The organism is Ureibacillus aquaedulcis (assembly GCF_030418165.1).
In the GTDB taxonomy this organism is placed as follows: Bacteria; Bacillota; Bacilli; order Bacillales_A; family Planococcaceae; genus Ureibacillus; species Ureibacillus aquaedulcis.
The window spans coordinates 1-15892 of the sequence record NZ_JAUHTQ010000005.1; the positions used below are offsets into that span (position 1 = coordinate 1).

Annotated in this window: 15 protein-coding genes; 3 read left to right on the forward strand and 12 right to left on the reverse strand. The window is 37.3% G+C overall.

Annotation, left to right across the window (positions count from 1 at the left end; all coding sequences use genetic code 11):
* Positions 1–231: 231 nt before the first annotated feature.
* Positions 232–1347, forward strand: coding sequence for a phosphodiester glycosidase family protein (locus QYB95_RS08395; RefSeq protein ID WP_301137893.1), 1116 nt, complete (start codon positions 232–234; stop codon positions 1345–1347).
* A gap of 187 nt (positions 1348–1534) precedes the next feature.
* Complete coding sequence (brnQ, locus tag QYB95_RS08400) at positions 1535–2845, forward strand: branched-chain amino acid transport system II carrier protein (protein ID WP_301137894.1); 1311 nt, start codon at positions 1535–1537, stop codon at positions 2843–2845.
* Positions 2846–2948: 103 nt separating this feature from the next.
* On the opposite strand, the gene QYB95_RS08405 is transcribed toward brnQ, so the two are convergent.
* The gene (locus QYB95_RS08405) at positions 2949–4133 is read right to left on the reverse strand and encodes a NupC/NupG family nucleoside CNT transporter (protein ID WP_301137896.1); all 1185 of its coding nucleotides are present in this window, start codon (positions 4131–4133) and stop codon (positions 2949–2951) included.
* 598 nt (positions 4134–4731) lie between these two features.
* Positions 4732–6795, reverse strand: a complete 2064-nt coding sequence (locus QYB95_RS08410) for a metallophosphoesterase family protein (protein ID WP_301137897.1) — start codon at positions 6793–6795, stop codon at positions 4732–4734.
* Positions 6796–6974: 179 nt separating this feature from the next.
* Here QYB95_RS08410 and QYB95_RS08415 point away from each other — a divergent pair, with 179 nt between their 5' ends.
* Positions 6975–7313: a hypothetical protein gene (locus tag QYB95_RS08415; protein WP_301137898.1), complete on the forward strand. Its 339-nt coding sequence runs from the start codon at positions 6975–6977 to the stop codon at positions 7311–7313.
* Between the two features lie 92 nt (positions 7314–7405).
* Here the strand turns inward: QYB95_RS08415 and QYB95_RS08420 are convergent, their stop codons facing one another.
* The 10 genes from QYB95_RS08420 to QYB95_RS08465 form a co-directional block, all read right to left on the reverse strand.
* Complete coding sequence (locus QYB95_RS08420; RefSeq protein ID WP_301137899.1) at positions 7406–8302, reverse strand: NAD(P)/FAD-dependent oxidoreductase; 897 nt, start codon at positions 8300–8302, stop codon at positions 7406–7408.
* Between the two features lie 131 nt (positions 8303–8433).
* On the reverse strand, positions 8434–9093 hold the full coding sequence (locus QYB95_RS08425; RefSeq protein WP_345783711.1) for a C40 family peptidase: 660 nt from the start codon (positions 9091–9093) through the stop codon (positions 8434–8436).
* Complete coding sequence (locus QYB95_RS08430) at positions 9071–9292, reverse strand: helix-turn-helix domain-containing protein (protein WP_301137901.1); 222 nt, start codon at positions 9290–9292, stop codon at positions 9071–9073. Before QYB95_RS08430 ends, QYB95_RS08425 begins: the two co-directional genes overlap by 23 nt.
* A gap of 10 nt (positions 9293–9302) precedes the next feature.
* Positions 9303–9785: a DUF2975 domain-containing protein gene (locus QYB95_RS08435; RefSeq protein WP_301137902.1), complete on the reverse strand. Its 483-nt coding sequence runs from the start codon at positions 9783–9785 to the stop codon at positions 9303–9305.
* 152 nt (positions 9786–9937) lie between these two features.
* On the reverse strand, positions 9938–10315 hold the full coding sequence (locus QYB95_RS08440; RefSeq protein WP_301137903.1) for a VOC family protein: 378 nt from the start codon (positions 10313–10315) through the stop codon (positions 9938–9940).
* A 41-nt stretch (positions 10316–10356) separates the two neighbouring features.
* Positions 10357–11391 carry a serine hydrolase domain-containing protein gene (locus tag QYB95_RS08445; protein ID WP_301137905.1) on the reverse strand — a complete coding sequence of 345 codons (1035 nt, stop codon included), beginning with the start codon at positions 11389–11391 and terminating at the stop codon, positions 10357–10359.
* 231 nt (positions 11392–11622) lie between these two features.
* On the reverse strand, positions 11623–12408 hold the full coding sequence (locus QYB95_RS08450; RefSeq protein ID WP_301137906.1) for a class I SAM-dependent methyltransferase: 786 nt from the start codon (positions 12406–12408) through the stop codon (positions 11623–11625).
* Positions 12409–12575: 167 nt separating this feature from the next.
* Positions 12576–13979 carry a M48 family metallopeptidase gene (locus QYB95_RS08455; protein WP_301137907.1) on the reverse strand — a complete coding sequence of 468 codons (1404 nt, stop codon included), beginning with the start codon at positions 13977–13979 and terminating at the stop codon, positions 12576–12578.
* Positions 13980–14160: 181 nt separating this feature from the next.
* Positions 14161–14670 (reverse strand): GNAT family N-acetyltransferase, encoded by a 510-nt coding sequence (locus QYB95_RS08460; RefSeq protein WP_425609191.1) that lies wholly within the window; start codon positions 14668–14670, stop codon positions 14161–14163.
* A gap of 94 nt (positions 14671–14764) precedes the next feature.
* On the reverse strand, positions 14765–15733 hold the full coding sequence (locus QYB95_RS08465) for a quinone oxidoreductase family protein (protein WP_301137909.1): 969 nt from the start codon (positions 15731–15733) through the stop codon (positions 14765–14767).
* Positions 15734–15892 lie beyond the last annotated feature (159 nt).

Here is a 15892-nt window from a genome sequence, read left to right on the forward strand (position 1 = left end):
ACCCGATCATTAGGTGTTTTAATTTAATTTTCTCTTTAAGAGTTTGCATCTTATGTTCTCCTGCTAAATGACTTCATGAAAACAATCTATATTACTCATATCTATTATACTCTGTCGAGATTCTATAATGAAAGAGAATATACCCCATAAAGCGTTGATTAACTCTTAACATTTTGGCTCAAACTAGTATAATTGTAAATAGTAGTCATTAATTCATAGGAGAAAATGCATATGCCCAAAAAAGCACTAATAAGTCTATTATTCTTTTTTCTGTTTGGAATTTTCGTTAATTCCCAAGCAAATGCCAGCTCATTTGGCGTCATTGAGGGTGGTACAAATCGAACTTTAATTCCCCTTCGGACAGTTTCGGACACTTTTAAGGTTCCTGTTGAATGGAATAATAAAAAGAAAGTGGTGATGGTTAACCATCAGTATACATTAACTGTCGGAAGCAAGTTAATACAAGAAAATGGGCAAGTTGTTAGACAAATGGATTCACAGCCAAAAATCATTAACAGCACTGTCTATGTTCCGGTAAGAGAAATCGGATTTTTATTCAATACACCCATAAAATGGAATAATGAGAAACAACAAGTTGAATTCACGGTTAATAGTTCCTTATACACAATCCCTGTTTTCCGTGAAGCAATTGTGAAAAAGCCAAAAGTTCAAGTCGCAAAAAAATCAGTAGCAGTTGGTGGTAAAAACTTCTCTGTAAATACTGTTTCCGTAAATTTATTGGCACCGAATACTACTCTTCACGTCGAGGTTGCTAATAATAAAATGGGATCTGTCGGTACCTTGGCATCCATTGCAAAAAACCATAATGCAAAAGTAGCCATTAACGCAAACTATTTTGATGCTTATACAAATAATTCTGTTCGTACAGTTTATAATGCCCTTGTTATGAATGGAAAGAAAATTCAAGAATTCGATCCCAAGTTTTCAACGTTCTATTATACAAAAGACGGTGATATTGGAATATTGCCGGGAGCGAAGGTTAAAGAGCTATACAATCAAGGGCATGTTGAAGAAGCAATCCAGGTAGGCCCGCGCCTAGTGACCAATGGTTCCATAACAGTGAATCCGATTTCCGAAGGATTTACAAGCCACAAAATATTAAGCTCCCCAGGTGCAAGAAGTGCAGTTGGCATACTTAAAAATCGCCAATTAATTTTTGTTGCAACCTCTGGAGCAACTGTCGAACAACTAGCTTCCATCATGAAACAACTTGGTGCTACTGATGCCATGAATCTAGATGGCGGTGCATCAAGCGGTCTTTATGCAAACGGAAAATATTTATCAACACCCGGACGAAATATTGCAGTCGCACTATTAGTCAAATAGCTTAATAGATCAAGGAGCTCAAATTCTATATTTTGGGCTCCTTTATTTGTTGTGAAAATAGGTAGAAGTTTCATGGTTAAATCCTAAAATTCCTAATACATTTAACATTCCCACTATTTCAATTGTTATGGATTTAACTTTTTAATGTTGTTATAATCATTGAATTGTATACAAAAAGGAGTCAGCTATGAATACACTATCATCGAAAGAATTATTATTTATTGTTTTTATGTTATTTTCCATGTTCTTTGGAGCAGGAAACCTGATCTTTCCTGCCTTTTTAGGGAATGCCGCGGGTTCTGAAATGTGGATTTCGCTCGCTGGATTTATTATTACAGCGGTAGGCCTGCCGATCCTGGGGGTAATTGCTGTAGGGAAAGCAGGAAGTTTAAATACCTTATCAACACGGGTGCATCCATGGTTTGCACTGGTATTTCCATTTTTAATTTATTTATCAATCGGACCGGGATTAGCCATTCCCCGTGCAGGTACAGTTGCCTTTGAAATGAGCATCAAACCAATCTTGCCGGATACGTTATCAAGCAGCCCGTTCATGTTGTTCATCTATACACTGGTCTTTTTTGCGTTAGTCTTGTATTTAAGTCTTTCACCCTCAAAGCTTGTGGATCGATTCGGTAAACTATTAACACCGATTTTATTAATATTGATTGCCATCATCTTTGTGAAAGCAATTTTCACGCCCGTTGAGTCATTTGCAACACCAATCGAAATTTATGCAAACAATTCATTCTTCCAAGGTTTCCTGGACGGCTATTTAACGATGGATGCATTAGCAGCACTTGTTTATGGAATTGTTGTGGTGAATACGATTCGCTTGAAAGGCGTTAAGGATAATTCGATTCTTTCAAAATATATGCTATTTGCAGGATTGGGTGCGGGGATTTTATTAGCAATCATTTACAGCATCCTGACGTATCTTGGCGCTTCTGTTTCCGCATTGGAACAATTGGATAACGGTGCCAATGTTTTAACATTAGTGATGAACGAATTGTTTGGACAGGCGGGCATTATTCTTTTAGGTGCCTTGTTTACAGTAGCTTGTTTATGTGTATCGATTAGCCTGGTCATTTCATGTGGAGAATATTTCTCGCGTTTAATGCCGTTTTTATCTTATAAGCCATGGGCAACAGTCGTTGCAGTTATCAGCTTTATTATTGCGAACTTGGGATTGAATCAAATATTGGCGATTTCCGTGCCTATTTTAGGTGCCATCTATCCATTGGCTATTGTGCTAATCCTGCTAGGGTTGCTGAACCGCTTCGCAAATCATTTAATTTACCTTTATGGCATTGTTTTTACGGCCATCTTCAGCATTATCGATACAATCAATACCGCACTATTAAACAATACATGGTCAAGCACATTGAGCTTCATTCCTTTATATGAACAGGGAGTGGGCTGGGTTCTTCCGGCAATTGTCGGCATCATGATTGGTGCCATCGTCGGTAAATTCAAGTCACCTGTTGTTGAAAAATAATTTAAATAAAAGTACCTTACTCGAAGTCCATTACGGATTTCAAATAAGGTACTTTTTCTTCTCAAATTTGCTCTACTTCTCAAGAAAGAGCATGTAGTTAATTTTAAATGAACAAACCTACTAATGTAGCTGTTAACATCGACACCATTGTAGCGGCTAATAGCATTTTAAGACCAAACTTCGAAACAGCTGAGGCTTTTTCGCCATTAATCGCCTGCATTGAACCACTAATGATTCCGATCGAGCTAAAGTTAGCAAAGCTAATTAAAAATACAGATACAACACCCACTGTTTTATCAGAAAGGGATGGAATGTGTTCAACGAATTGGAGCATCGCAACAAATTCATTCGTTGCCAGTTTCGTCCCCATTGCTTGGCCAGCTACTAAAATTTCGCTTGATGGTACGCCCATCAGCCATGCGACTGGAGAGAATACATACCCTAAAATTTCAGTAAAGGTTAACCCCAGTACTGCATTGAAACCTGCATCAATTACAGCCATTAAACCAACATATGCAATTAACATCGCTGCAACTATCAACGCGACTTTCCCACCATCCAAAGCACCAATTGAAATAGATTCAAATATAGATTTTGCAGATGAAGCGTCCTTAGTATCGATCACTTCATTTTTGGCAGTATTTCGCTCAGGTGCAATAATAATTCCAATTATCAATGCGGATAAGGCATTTAATGTCATTGCCCCCAAGACGTATTTTGCAGGTAGCATTGTTATGTAAGAAGCCATAATTGAAGCAGATACTGATGCCATTGAAGAAACAGAAATAACAAATAGATTATTATTAGTCATCTTATGAATATGGGATTTGATGGCCAAAAGTCCTTCTGATTGACCAAAGAAAATATTATTGATTGCATGGAAGGTTGTTACACTTGATAAGCCTGTTATCTTGGAAAGGAAACCACCTAAATATTTAATAATAATAGGCAAAATTCGTAAGTAAGTTAAAACAGAAAGCAGCATCGAAGTGAAGATAATAATAAGTAGAACATTTATAAAGAATACCGAATTACCATCAGGCACCCAGCCCCCTACTACAAAGAAAACACCTTCACGGCCAATTTCAATGACCTTGGAAAAACCATTTCCTATTGCCTCGATCACTGTTAAACCGATAGTTGTTTTGAACATGATGATTGTTAGTACGACTTGCATAACCAACATAATTCCAACTGCTTTGTAGTCGATTGCCTTCTTGTCGTTACTCAGTAAATACGCCAGGCCAAAAACAGCCGCTAACCCTAAAATTCCGATTAAAATTGACATTATTCCTTTACCTCAATTGCTATAGATTCAGTGCATTCATACACCATGTAGTATGTCTCCTAATGCATTCTTTAATTTCAAATTCTCGCCACTAAAAGATTTTATAAATTTCTTCTATTACTATGAAATTAAATAATGTATATCGAAAAATTTTAAACCACCAGTGCCCCATAGTCAAATAGTTATTATATCACAGTCTAAAGTACTAATATTCTAAAAATAAACAAAGTTTTGTGTTATGTAAATTATTAGTTTTCTAAGGAATTTATAATAATGCATTTTGAAAATGTACGGTCAAAAATAAACATCATTAATAATTATTTGATAAACCGAAATTTCTATTTTGCTGATTTTAAAAAACTGCCCTAAAGAAGTCCTTGAAACTGACTTTTCCAGAACAGATAGGTTATTGTTTAGCCTTTCTCCCCGTTTGAGGATTAGAGTGTAACATCCGAATAATTTTTAAGAACTATCACTTCACTTTTCTTATTTAACAAAATTCATCTGATTTAGGAATGGACAACTGAACAGGTGGAACCATCCATCTTTAAAGTATTTAAAGGATTGTAGACAAACTTGACTACTCGATTGCCTATCCTTACTTCAAAAACTTATTTTCAACACGATTAGTTGAATAGGAAAGGTAGCCTAATGTATTATCCGTTTCTATAATAGAAGTGCCCGCTATTTGTTCATATAATAGTTGCTCTTCCCATATGAAATCCTTCTCGGAGAAGGAATCTTTATCTGCATCATGAATCAGGTAAGAGCTATCACAATAGCGATAAATGGTTCCAGTTTGCTGCAATGCCTGACTGAGTGCTGCTGTTACCTTCATGAGCATTCCGAGATTTTTGAAGCTCATATTTTTTATGGGACTTGACGTAATTTGCTTTATATCCATCTCATTCCTATCTGTAAAAGTAAATCGAGAGCTGACCGAAAAACTGTAATGGACATCCCCCGAAAGAATGACTGGATTTTTGGGACACCACTCTGTTAATTGCTTCAAAAAATTCGTAAGACCTTTCCCATTGTATCTCCATGCCTCTACATCAAAAATTGTCTGGACATGTGCTCCCAGTTTTTCGAGTATGGGAAGAAATTGTACGATCCACTTTTCAATCAAATCAAATCCTATTACTGGTGTTGGTGACACGATAATAAGAAAATCTCCTCTTTTCCAGCCACTTTCCTTTAGTTGTTTCGTCAATTCCTTATATTCTTGTTCATTTATTAACTGAGGAGGGGGTGAACTATCTTCGAATGGTTGCTCAAAAGAAGTTATTTTTGGCTGATCCTCATACGCTCTTAATGTTCTGGTATCAAGAAATACAGCTTTCGGGATTGTCGGCGTTACAAAATGCCATGGCTGATGGTTCCATAGTAAATTAATCCATTCCTCGTAATTAGCCATCATCTGACCACTGTGTAAACCTCGGAAATACTTTGTTATTTTGCAAGTGAATTCGCTGCTGAAGTTCTCTGGCTCATTTCCCCACCCTTGAAATGCAAAATAGGCTGACAAACCATTTGCTATAATATGTTTTCCCAAGGGAGATTCTTGAACCTTCGTTTTCCAGTACGCATTGATATTCCAATCATCTGTCATGTCATGATCGTCAAAAATCATGTAAGTCGGGGTATTGGCGAACAATCTTCTAATCTTGTAAGTTGCAGAGTGGCAATCAGCAATTAGCTTTTCCTGTTCGATATACCTCATTTGCAATTGTGCTTTTTCTAGTTGTTTTAACTTATCCGTCCCCCGGGATAACTTCAAATAAAAACGCTCTCTTTTGTATGCTTCTTCAAACGATTCAAAAAGATTTTCCTCCTGAGATACCTCCCACAAAACTGGACTCCAGGAAAATAGATACATTGCAGTAAATTCACCAAACTCGATGAGATGATTCGAGGCATTTCGTGATGAAAATTTTGCAAAGTCCTTCATGATCTCTTTTCTTCCGTTAATGCGATTCAAAGACGTGCTAAATGGGTTGTTTGCTAGACGTTTATCGATGGATGGCAAACTCTCTTGCACACCCATCAACCTTCTTCCCAGCTTGTTAATAGGGCGAAAAAGCGGGTCAGCTACATTATCCGCATAAATTTGATCGCCCATTAAAAAGAGTGCTCCTGGCCGATTATTCAGATCCCGATTATATTCTTCTATAACACGATCACCGAGGGCTAACATATCTTTCCCTTCACCATGCTGCTTTCTACAGGAGCCGAATAAGAAGTTAGCTGTAAACTCCGAAGCTTCATCTGGAATAAAGAAGGTTGGAAGCTTTAAAGTATCATAGACGATCTTACTTGGGTTCGAGTGAGCAAGAAGGCCGAGATCTTCCAGATCAAAACTTTCTTGCTGATTTTGGAAATATAAATTATAGCCAATTAATTGGTTCGTAGGAAAAGAGTTTGAAGTGGGGGTAATTTTGATGAGGTGAATATAGAGGTTGATTCCAAATTGAATGGTTTCTGTTTCGGTTATAGAGCATTTTTTTGAATAACAATCAATTTCACCTTTTTGAATAATTTCATACACATCTGCAGCTATCTCAAATTCCCTGCTCGTCGCCACCCAGATAATTGCTTTTGAAGGTTCCACACGCCGTATCATTGGACCAGCCAATAGAGCAGGAAATATATCAGTACTCATGCTTTTCTTCCCCTCATTTTAGACTGTTATTACAATATGCAACAAGCCCAATCAGTGTGAAGGGTATTCAACTTTCTGATTAATTATGAATTCTATAATACATTGGAAATATGAAACTTTTACCAGTCCTGTTACGTAAAATTTATAAATAGTAGTTTTTGTTTTTAGGGGGGATATTTGTGAGGAAAAATTTTCTAGTAATCATGACGGTTGCCTTTATTATAGAGCTGTTCGTTGCATTTCTAGTTGCTTCAATCTTTGCTGTGAGGATGATTGAAGTCATGTTCTTCACAGGGTTAGCCTTTACAGTCATCATTTTATTCTTTACTAGCGGCGGTGGGATCATCTCCAATATGGCCTCTTCCGAAGTGACTGCAAGGACAGGAATCATGCAAAAAAGGGAACCTTTCATTTTCAAAAAAGGGCCAGTTTTCGCAGCTTCCTTACTCTTATTAGTCATAGGACTCGTATTTTTTATCCTGCTTATTCAAGGTATTATTCCGTCTGCTACGCCTTAAGCGTTTTACTCATAGATATGGAAACTTAGCCATATGGAAAGCAGTAGACTTCAGTTTTGAGATCTACTGCTTTTCCATTTTTAGGCTACCCTTTAAAAATCTTCATTTACTAAATCATGAATGACCCCCATTGCGGCAATACTTCCCTCACTAGCTGCATTTATGACTTGAGACGGGGTGGATAGTGAAATGTCTCCGCTCGCATAGACCCCTGCAATATTCGTTCGTCCGAAATGATCTATTTCAATTCCTCCATTTGGGAGCTGCTTACAACCTAGGGATTTGGCTAATGTTGATGCTTGTTTCAAACCGGCAGCAACGAAGCCTCCTTTCCTTTCAATTTCGTTCCCGTTTTTAAAGCGAATTGATTTTAATTTGCCCCCGCTACCGTGTAAAGTGGCTATCTGATCCTCTATTACCTTGATTTTTTTCGATAATAATAATTCCCGCTGCTCCCTAGAAAGGGCGTTCTTCCCATTCGTACAAACAATCAGGTCCCTGCTCCAATTATAGATCAATTTAATTTTATGGAATGCATTTGGATTTTCCGTGATAAGGACGAGTGGCAGATCCTTTAGCTCCCAGCCATCGCAAAACGGGCAGGTGAACAAACTTGTACCATAAAAATCATGAATTCCTTCTATAGACGGAAGCACATCCACTAAACCTGTAGATAAAATCACCTTACGTGAAATATAAACATTACCGCTTTCTGTATAGATGGAAAAAAATCCAGCCTCTTTTTTTATATCCATAGCTCTTTCATTGTAAAGTCTGAAATTTGGATACTTCATTAAATCTTGTTTCGCAATTTTTTTGAATTCGGATGGAGTAATTCCATCCCTTGTGATGAATCCATGCGATTCATGAGTGACCGCATTTCTAGGTTTATCCTCATCAAACAAGATGATGTTTTTCTTTGCTCTCGCTAGAATAAGTGAAGCATTTAACCCTGATGGACCTCCACCAATAATGACGCTATCTAACATCCAATAAATTCCCCTCTGCGTGAAAATGTAATGTTCTACACTTATATGTACTTCTTCCTTAATGTTTGACAGGATCTATTGTAAAAATTCAAAAAGCTGATCCCGAAATGAGAGATCAGCTTAGGTTTTAATTATAGAGTTAGTTTCTTTTTAAGAAGTTCAAGGGGTTGCTTATATGCATAAACAGAACTAACGACTGGGGTTGAAAGCAAGCCGCGATCCAATAGTGGATACTCATACAAACTTCCTTCATAGACTAATTCGAATCGCGGATGCATCAAAAAGTGATTCGGTGAAATTAGAGCAGATGGAAGATCCCAGAAATGTAAGCCACTCTTTTCAAAGACCTCGGCAACAAATTGGGAGCAGAAATATTTATTTTTTTGGCTGATTGGGTATTGCATAGCCACACCAAAGAGTCCCAGTAAATTGTATGAATACAAGTCTTTATTATGATTAAAGCCTTGAATCACTTTTCGAATACGACGATATTCACTTAATGAAACCTCAATTTTTAGTAAAAGGCATCTCGTATTATCAAAATACCGGTAAGTGCCAAGGTATATATCTTCCCTTACAAAACCGGCTATGAGCGGATTGAGTGGTCTTTTCCGTCCAAAGCTATATATTTCATCGAGTTTATCGTCAAAACAAATTGAAACGTGGTTATAGGGTGCATTGGTATACCATTTGATGATCTTGGTGAGAACTGTACCCGTATCGGTCAATAATATATAAACCGTTTTACTTGTTTGCGTCATCACATGATTACCCTTGACTGGCTTCTTCATTTTTGTATTCCAAAATATCTCCGGGTTGGCATTCCAATGCCTTACAAATCGCCTCAAGCGTAGTTAAACGAATCGCTTTCGCCTTGCCATTTTTCAGGATGGAAAGGTTGGCCATCGTAATTCCTACCCTTTCCGATAATTCGGTTACACTCATTTTCCTTTTTGCCAACATGACGTCAATATTGATTATAATTGCCATCGTTTTCACCTCAGACCGTTAAATCATTTTCTGATTTTATATTAATAGCTTCCTGCAGCAGTCTTTGGAGAACAGCAGCAAACACAGCGATTACAAGTGGAGCAAATACAAACACCATTGCAATTAATATGATGCCTGGCGCGTCATCTCTTTCTGCAATTAAATAAAAGAGCGGCATCCCTACCACATATAAGATACTGATCAGAATGGCACTGAATTTTATATTCTTTAATGCCTGAACCGAGATTTGCGAGAAAGCCTTATTCTTATCAATATAACTTAAAAGCTTAAAAGCCTGATACAGTGCAAAATAAAACGGTATTGCAGCCGCATACATATCAATTAAAACTAGATATTTTATAAAAGCAAAATCTGGATATAATTCTGCTGCGAAATTTGCTATATTCGGAACCAAAAAAATGCAAACGGCAAGAACAGGCAGCCCCATAAGAATAACAGCTATCTTTAAAAAGAGTGTTGACCCTCGTTCCATAAAAAACACCTCACTGAATTATTGTCTAGTTGAATTTAACATGTAATTTATCGTTTTGCAATAAATTTTTATTTATTTTTATTTACTTTTTATTGTTATAAAAATAAAAAAGCATCCCTTATCTAAAAGAAATGCTTTCATAACGGAAGCTTTTATTGACATACACCCAAGGGATTACCATCGGGATCATAAAAGGTAAAAAATCTACTTGTTCCTTCTCCATCGATTTTGTTCACTTGAACCTTCTTGTTAATCAGGGATTTGTATGTTTCATCGATATCCTCCGGGATGAAATTATAATATTTCCCAACACCAAAATCATTTTTTGGAAATTGCAATGGTTGGTGATTTTCTGTACGAACAAGACATACGACTGTCTGGGATAGTTCATGAATCCTCATAACGCAAGCATCCTCTTCTAGATAAATCAGTTGAAAGCCAAGTATTTCTTCGTACCATTCGGCAGAAATCTTCGGGTCTTTTACTGGAATAAAAACACCTTCCATCCCCTTTAAAAGCGGTTTTGTCATCTTGGTCAACTCCTTCCAAGGGTTTCTTTATTTTCTAACGTTTAGTTGAAAGAGTGATAGAGTTCACCAATAATGCCTTTCATTTGATGAACGCCTAAATCAGTGTTTGTCATGATGACGATTCCTGTTCCTTTCCATGGAAAGGCTACCAACATAGATTGAAAGCCTGCACCCCAACCTAGTGATGAAATTTCTAATTCCTTATCAGAGCCATCCAGAAATACGCCAAGCCCAGTCCATTCCTTGCAACCTTGTGAGCGAATCAATTCATTTGCCTTCCCCACAGAAATCCCGAGCTTACTTTTATTTTTCAAAGCATTTATCAACTCAAGAACGATTTGGGATAGATCCTTTGAAGTTGTCCACAATCCAGAAGCTGCGGGGTAGGGATAAATAGGATAGCTGCTTTCCAGTAAATTTTCATTATAGTTATGGCCATAAGAGACATCTTCACCTAACGTATCTTGGTTTCTTAATGCAAATGTGCTATTTGTCATTTGTAATGGCTGTAAGATCAATGCTTCCATTACTTCTTCAAATCTCTTGCCTGTCACGTCTTCTATTAAAAGCTGGACAATACAAAAACCAGCATCCGAATATTGAAAATCGCTTTCTGGCTCATACTCTACTTCAATTGGATGTTTACAATAGCGGGTCTTTCCTGCCAATAATTCAACCATTGTGGGAACACGATCATTTATATCTAGTTCCATAAAACTCTCTTCCGGATCAATGATGCCTGATTGATGACTTAGTAAATTTCGCAGTGTCACACATTTTTTCTCAGTAAAGTTATTGCTGGGGACCTTCCATGATATGAGTTTTTTATTGACATCTTCATCTAATTCGAGAATTCCTTGTTCCACTAGCTTCATCACCAGCATGGCTGTTGCAAATTTACTGATTGAACAAGCAGCAAAAATCGATTCGTTGTCCACTTTTTTCAAAGTATCAGCTGCTTGCAACCCATAATTTTCAACCATACTAATTTCACCATTATGAATCAAAGATACACTTAAACCAGTTACTTGATAATGCTCCATACGTTCCTTGATGTTGAGATTAAGCTGCCCCATATTATCCCTCCCACATTTTACAATATCATACCACATCAAACGAATGTATGTTCCCTTTTTTCATTGATAAATGAAAGAAAAAAGTGGATTAGAGGATAATACGCTTATGTCTTTTTATGAACTCATGAAAAAGGAGCTAGATATTCAGCAAATCAAGTCGTTTTCGGAGAACAACCAATCCTTTTGTATTGGTCCCTAAGCTGAAGATTTCTTAAAGTAAATCCAAGTCTATTAGACAATTACACGGATCAAATACCGCGAAAATGTAATTGGCAAGCCCTCATTGGTAGCATTCTGTTCAAAGATATTCGTTACTTCCGATAGATTTTTTTCATAGAGTAACTTATAAATAGATGGTTTTTGGCCAAAGCAGCGAAGTTTTAATACGTCTATTGGGGATTCTATATATTCGACACTATTCAAGACTTCCAAACTTGTGATAGAAAAATTGCTATTTGCCAATCTTTCTTTAATCGTTTCTAAAATTGGTGTGCCATATACAGGTTCAAACAATTTAGGAAATAGGTCTGCTAGCTCCTTACCCGAATCATCACCAGGATGCATTCCAATTACACAGCCGCCTTCTTTCACGATTCCTTTGAGATATGGATAGGCAGAGGTTGGACCCTTTCTTATGTATGCACAATCAAATTCGTCGGTCTTGAAAGGTAATCCATCTTTCGTATTTCCCACAATAAAAGATACATTAGGTTTTTTATTTGCCAAGCCTAGACCCACTTGAACGAATCCATCGGTTATATCAAAACCGACTATTTTTTTTGCTATTTCACTGCATTTAATTGTGAAGTCTCCATGTCCGCATCCTATATCCAATACTTTCTGGTTTTCTATCATTCGAGCTACTTCCTCATCAAAAATTGTTTCGGCGTTAGGTTCTGAGTGTGAAGAGTTCCAAGAATATAGGTACTTTCCTTCAAGGGCCCCTAGTTGCTTGTACCACTCTTTAGAGTGCGGCGATAACCAGTCATCCAGCTTTGTGGGGTTCATTAATGCCATATTAAACCTCCATTAAATTTTGAATTTGCCCAGCGCTTTTAATCATTCAATGTGGCTGGCACTTTATTATTATTTCTTGTTGAACTGCAGTTTCCCCTTTTAGAATTTCTTGGATATAAAAAAGCATCACCCAAGGATGGATGATACTTTTTGCATTTGAACACATATTATTTATATTTTTTCAAAAGTTCGCCGATTTCTCTTTCACCCGACTGAATTGCTACCATATAAGCATTCATATTTTCTGAATCAGTTAAATTCGGATCTGCTCCCAGATCGAGCAATGCTTGAACCGTCTCTAGATCAGAACTCTGAACTGCATAAGTCAGTGCCGTATATCCACTGTAATCTTGATAATTTGGATCACCTCCGGATTCAACCATCAGCTTAACCATTTCTGGATCTGCTATTTCAGCTGCCGTCATTAACGCCGTCATCCCATAGCTGCTTTCATAATTTGCATCTGCTCCGGACGCAAGCAATAATTCTACCATTTCCGGGTTGCCGCTTTTGACTGCCCAATCCAAGGCTGTACTTCCGTAATAGTCTTCTTGATAGACATCTTCCCCATTTTTGATCATCTTTGATACCTGATCAATTTCTCCATTCGCAACAGCCAGTATAAATGGTGAAATTTCCGCATCTTCTTCTGTGTATTCCTCATCCTCATAATAGTCCATAGGTTCAGATAGAAGGAATGTATCCAGAACATATGATATCCCCATAAAAACGAGTAAGATTAATCCGGCTAATGAACCGCTGATAATTATCCAAAGCGCTTTAATTCTGATTGGCTCGATGATTCGTTCTTGCCTCTCTCCAAAGAATAAAACTATTTCATCAATGCGTTTTGGTAGAGGTGGATGGGTAGATAGGGCTTGGCTTAGCCAAACAAAGAACCCTTTTTCTTCGTTTAATTGTTTCATATACTGTTCTTTATTTACGTGTTGATAAAGTTGCTTCCCGATAGCAAGCATTGTTAAACTATTTTGGGCAGCAGCACTATTTTCTGTGTAATATGCCGCATAGCAATCGCAAGTATATTCGCAAGCCCGCAAATAGAGCTCCGCGATACCAGGTATCCACATGGCCGGCAAAATAAGCATTTGTTTTGATAGATGATTTCGCTTAATATGGGCAAGTTCATGCGCAAGAACAAAGTTCAGTTCATCTTCCCCATTCATATTTATTAGTTCAAAAATTTCCGCATAAATAACTACCATATTCCTACCAAAGAAACGAGTAGCAAAAGCATTCAGAATTCCGCCAGACTGCATCACATAAATGTCTGGAACTTTATTGATTTCCATTTTCCTGCACAGTTCTTCCGCTCTGCCAAAAACTTCAGGGAACTGTTCCGCACTGATTTTCACTGCATTTGAACGGATATTTCCAATCATTAGCGCGCTAAAGAAAAACGACAATAGCATCAATATCACCAAAACGGCTATCCCGACAATTGACAAGGCCAATACAACATAAGTGATGATACTAATTATAAGTACAAGCCAAAAAAACTTATTTTCATTTCTATGTATTAACTCATTCGGTAAAACTGAGTGTTCTTTCATTTATTGCTCTCCTTAAACTATATTTGCTCATATTATAACTTTGACTGCTTTCTCTTAGATAGGCGTAATTATTTCCATGGCTTTTATATCATATATTCTTTCATAAAAATTAGCTAATCCGATAGTTTATCAGATTAGCTTTTAAAGTTGAGAGTATATAGGCGAAGCCCCACCAAATGATTCAATCTATTAGAACTTTATAATAAAAAACAGTAGCATGCAATTCGTCGTTCGCTGATTTTGCATAATACGGGATTTTTCCAGCCTCTCTATATCCCAGCGAGGAATACAGTAAATTTGAAGGATCTCCTTCCCTTGTATCGAGGACTATTAATGTCCGTCCCTCCTGCTTAGCTCGTTCTTCAGCTTCCTTCATGAGTTGACGTCCAATACCCATACGGCGATAATTTGTATTTGTCATTAATTTCGCGATTTCCGCTCGGTGTGTACCGTTTTGCTTTGAGCTTAGATGCAATTGGATACTTCCAACTATTCGATTATCTATTTTCGCAGCAAATAAAATCACATCCGGATTTACTGCATTTTCCCAATATGCTTTAGCCTCTGAAATCAGTAATGGCGGTAAAAATCCAATCGATGCCCCATCTTCCACTACCCCGACCAAAAGCTCCGAAAGCTCCTCAATATGCCCTTCAACTGATAGTAATTGTTCAATTTTCACAGGATTCAACACTAAAATCACCTCAATAAATAGATTTATCCTATCTAAATTAAATAGAGAGCTAGTCCCACCAAGGATCCCAAGAATCCAGATACCTGCCTTTCTATTGCACTTGCAGCAGAACTTTCCCTTCATACTCACGGCTTTCAATTAACCTATGCGCCTCCGCTGCATTCCTTAAATTAAATACTTGTGCAATTGGTAAGCTAATTTTTCCCGAAGCAAAAAGCTCTATCACTTTTTTCGCAATAGGTGCTAATCGAGCAGGATCATGTTTTCTTGTTGTCCCTAAACTGAATCCTTTCACATTTCTGCAGCTGCTATGAACATCATTCGTTGTGAACGTCCCGGCTTGACCGCTACTATTACCAAATTGCAAAAGTGTTCCATATAAAGCTAAGCAATCTAAACTTCTTCTTGTAACATCCCCAGCAACTGAATCAAAAATTAAATTTGCTCCCCGATTATCTGTTTCTCTTAAAACTTCCTGTGCAAATGTCTCATAAGACCATACAAAATCAGCGCCTAAGCTCTTCACATAATTTACTTTTTCCGGACTGCCTACAGTGGCGATTATTTTATGAACGCCATATAATTTGGCTAATTGTACAAGCATTGATCCAACTCCACCCGCTGCACTATGTATGACAATGGTGTCCGTTTTTTGTACTTGGCCAAGTTCATGTAGAAGCATAAAAGATAAAATTGAAACGACTGGCATTGCCGCAGCCTGTTCAAATGAAAGGCTGTCGGGAATTTTATATACCAGTTTCTCGTTTGCCACTACATACTCTGCATATGAACCCGCCTTAGGAAAAGCAATCACTCGATCCCCTTTAGAGAAAGGGGAATCTGCACCAGCTATTTCTACTGTTCCTGCCGCATCCAAACCTAATGTTAAAGGAAAAGTGGCTTTATTTTTATTTCCATTACGGGACTTTATGTCTGCATAATTCACACTTGTAAATGCTACTTTAATCAAACATTCATGGTCATCTAATCTAGGTATTTCAACATCAGTGTATAAAAGTACACTTGCATCCCCATATTCGTTCTGAACGATTGCCTTCAAATTAATCCCCTCCTAACCGATAATCAAAATTTTACCATCAAATGATTTAATAGGAAATTTTATTTATTCTATGGAATTCGATAAGAAATTTTAATGTACTCTTTATGCAGAGGATACTTTTGCTTCTTTGAAGAAAGTTAAAGGATGGAGTTATATACT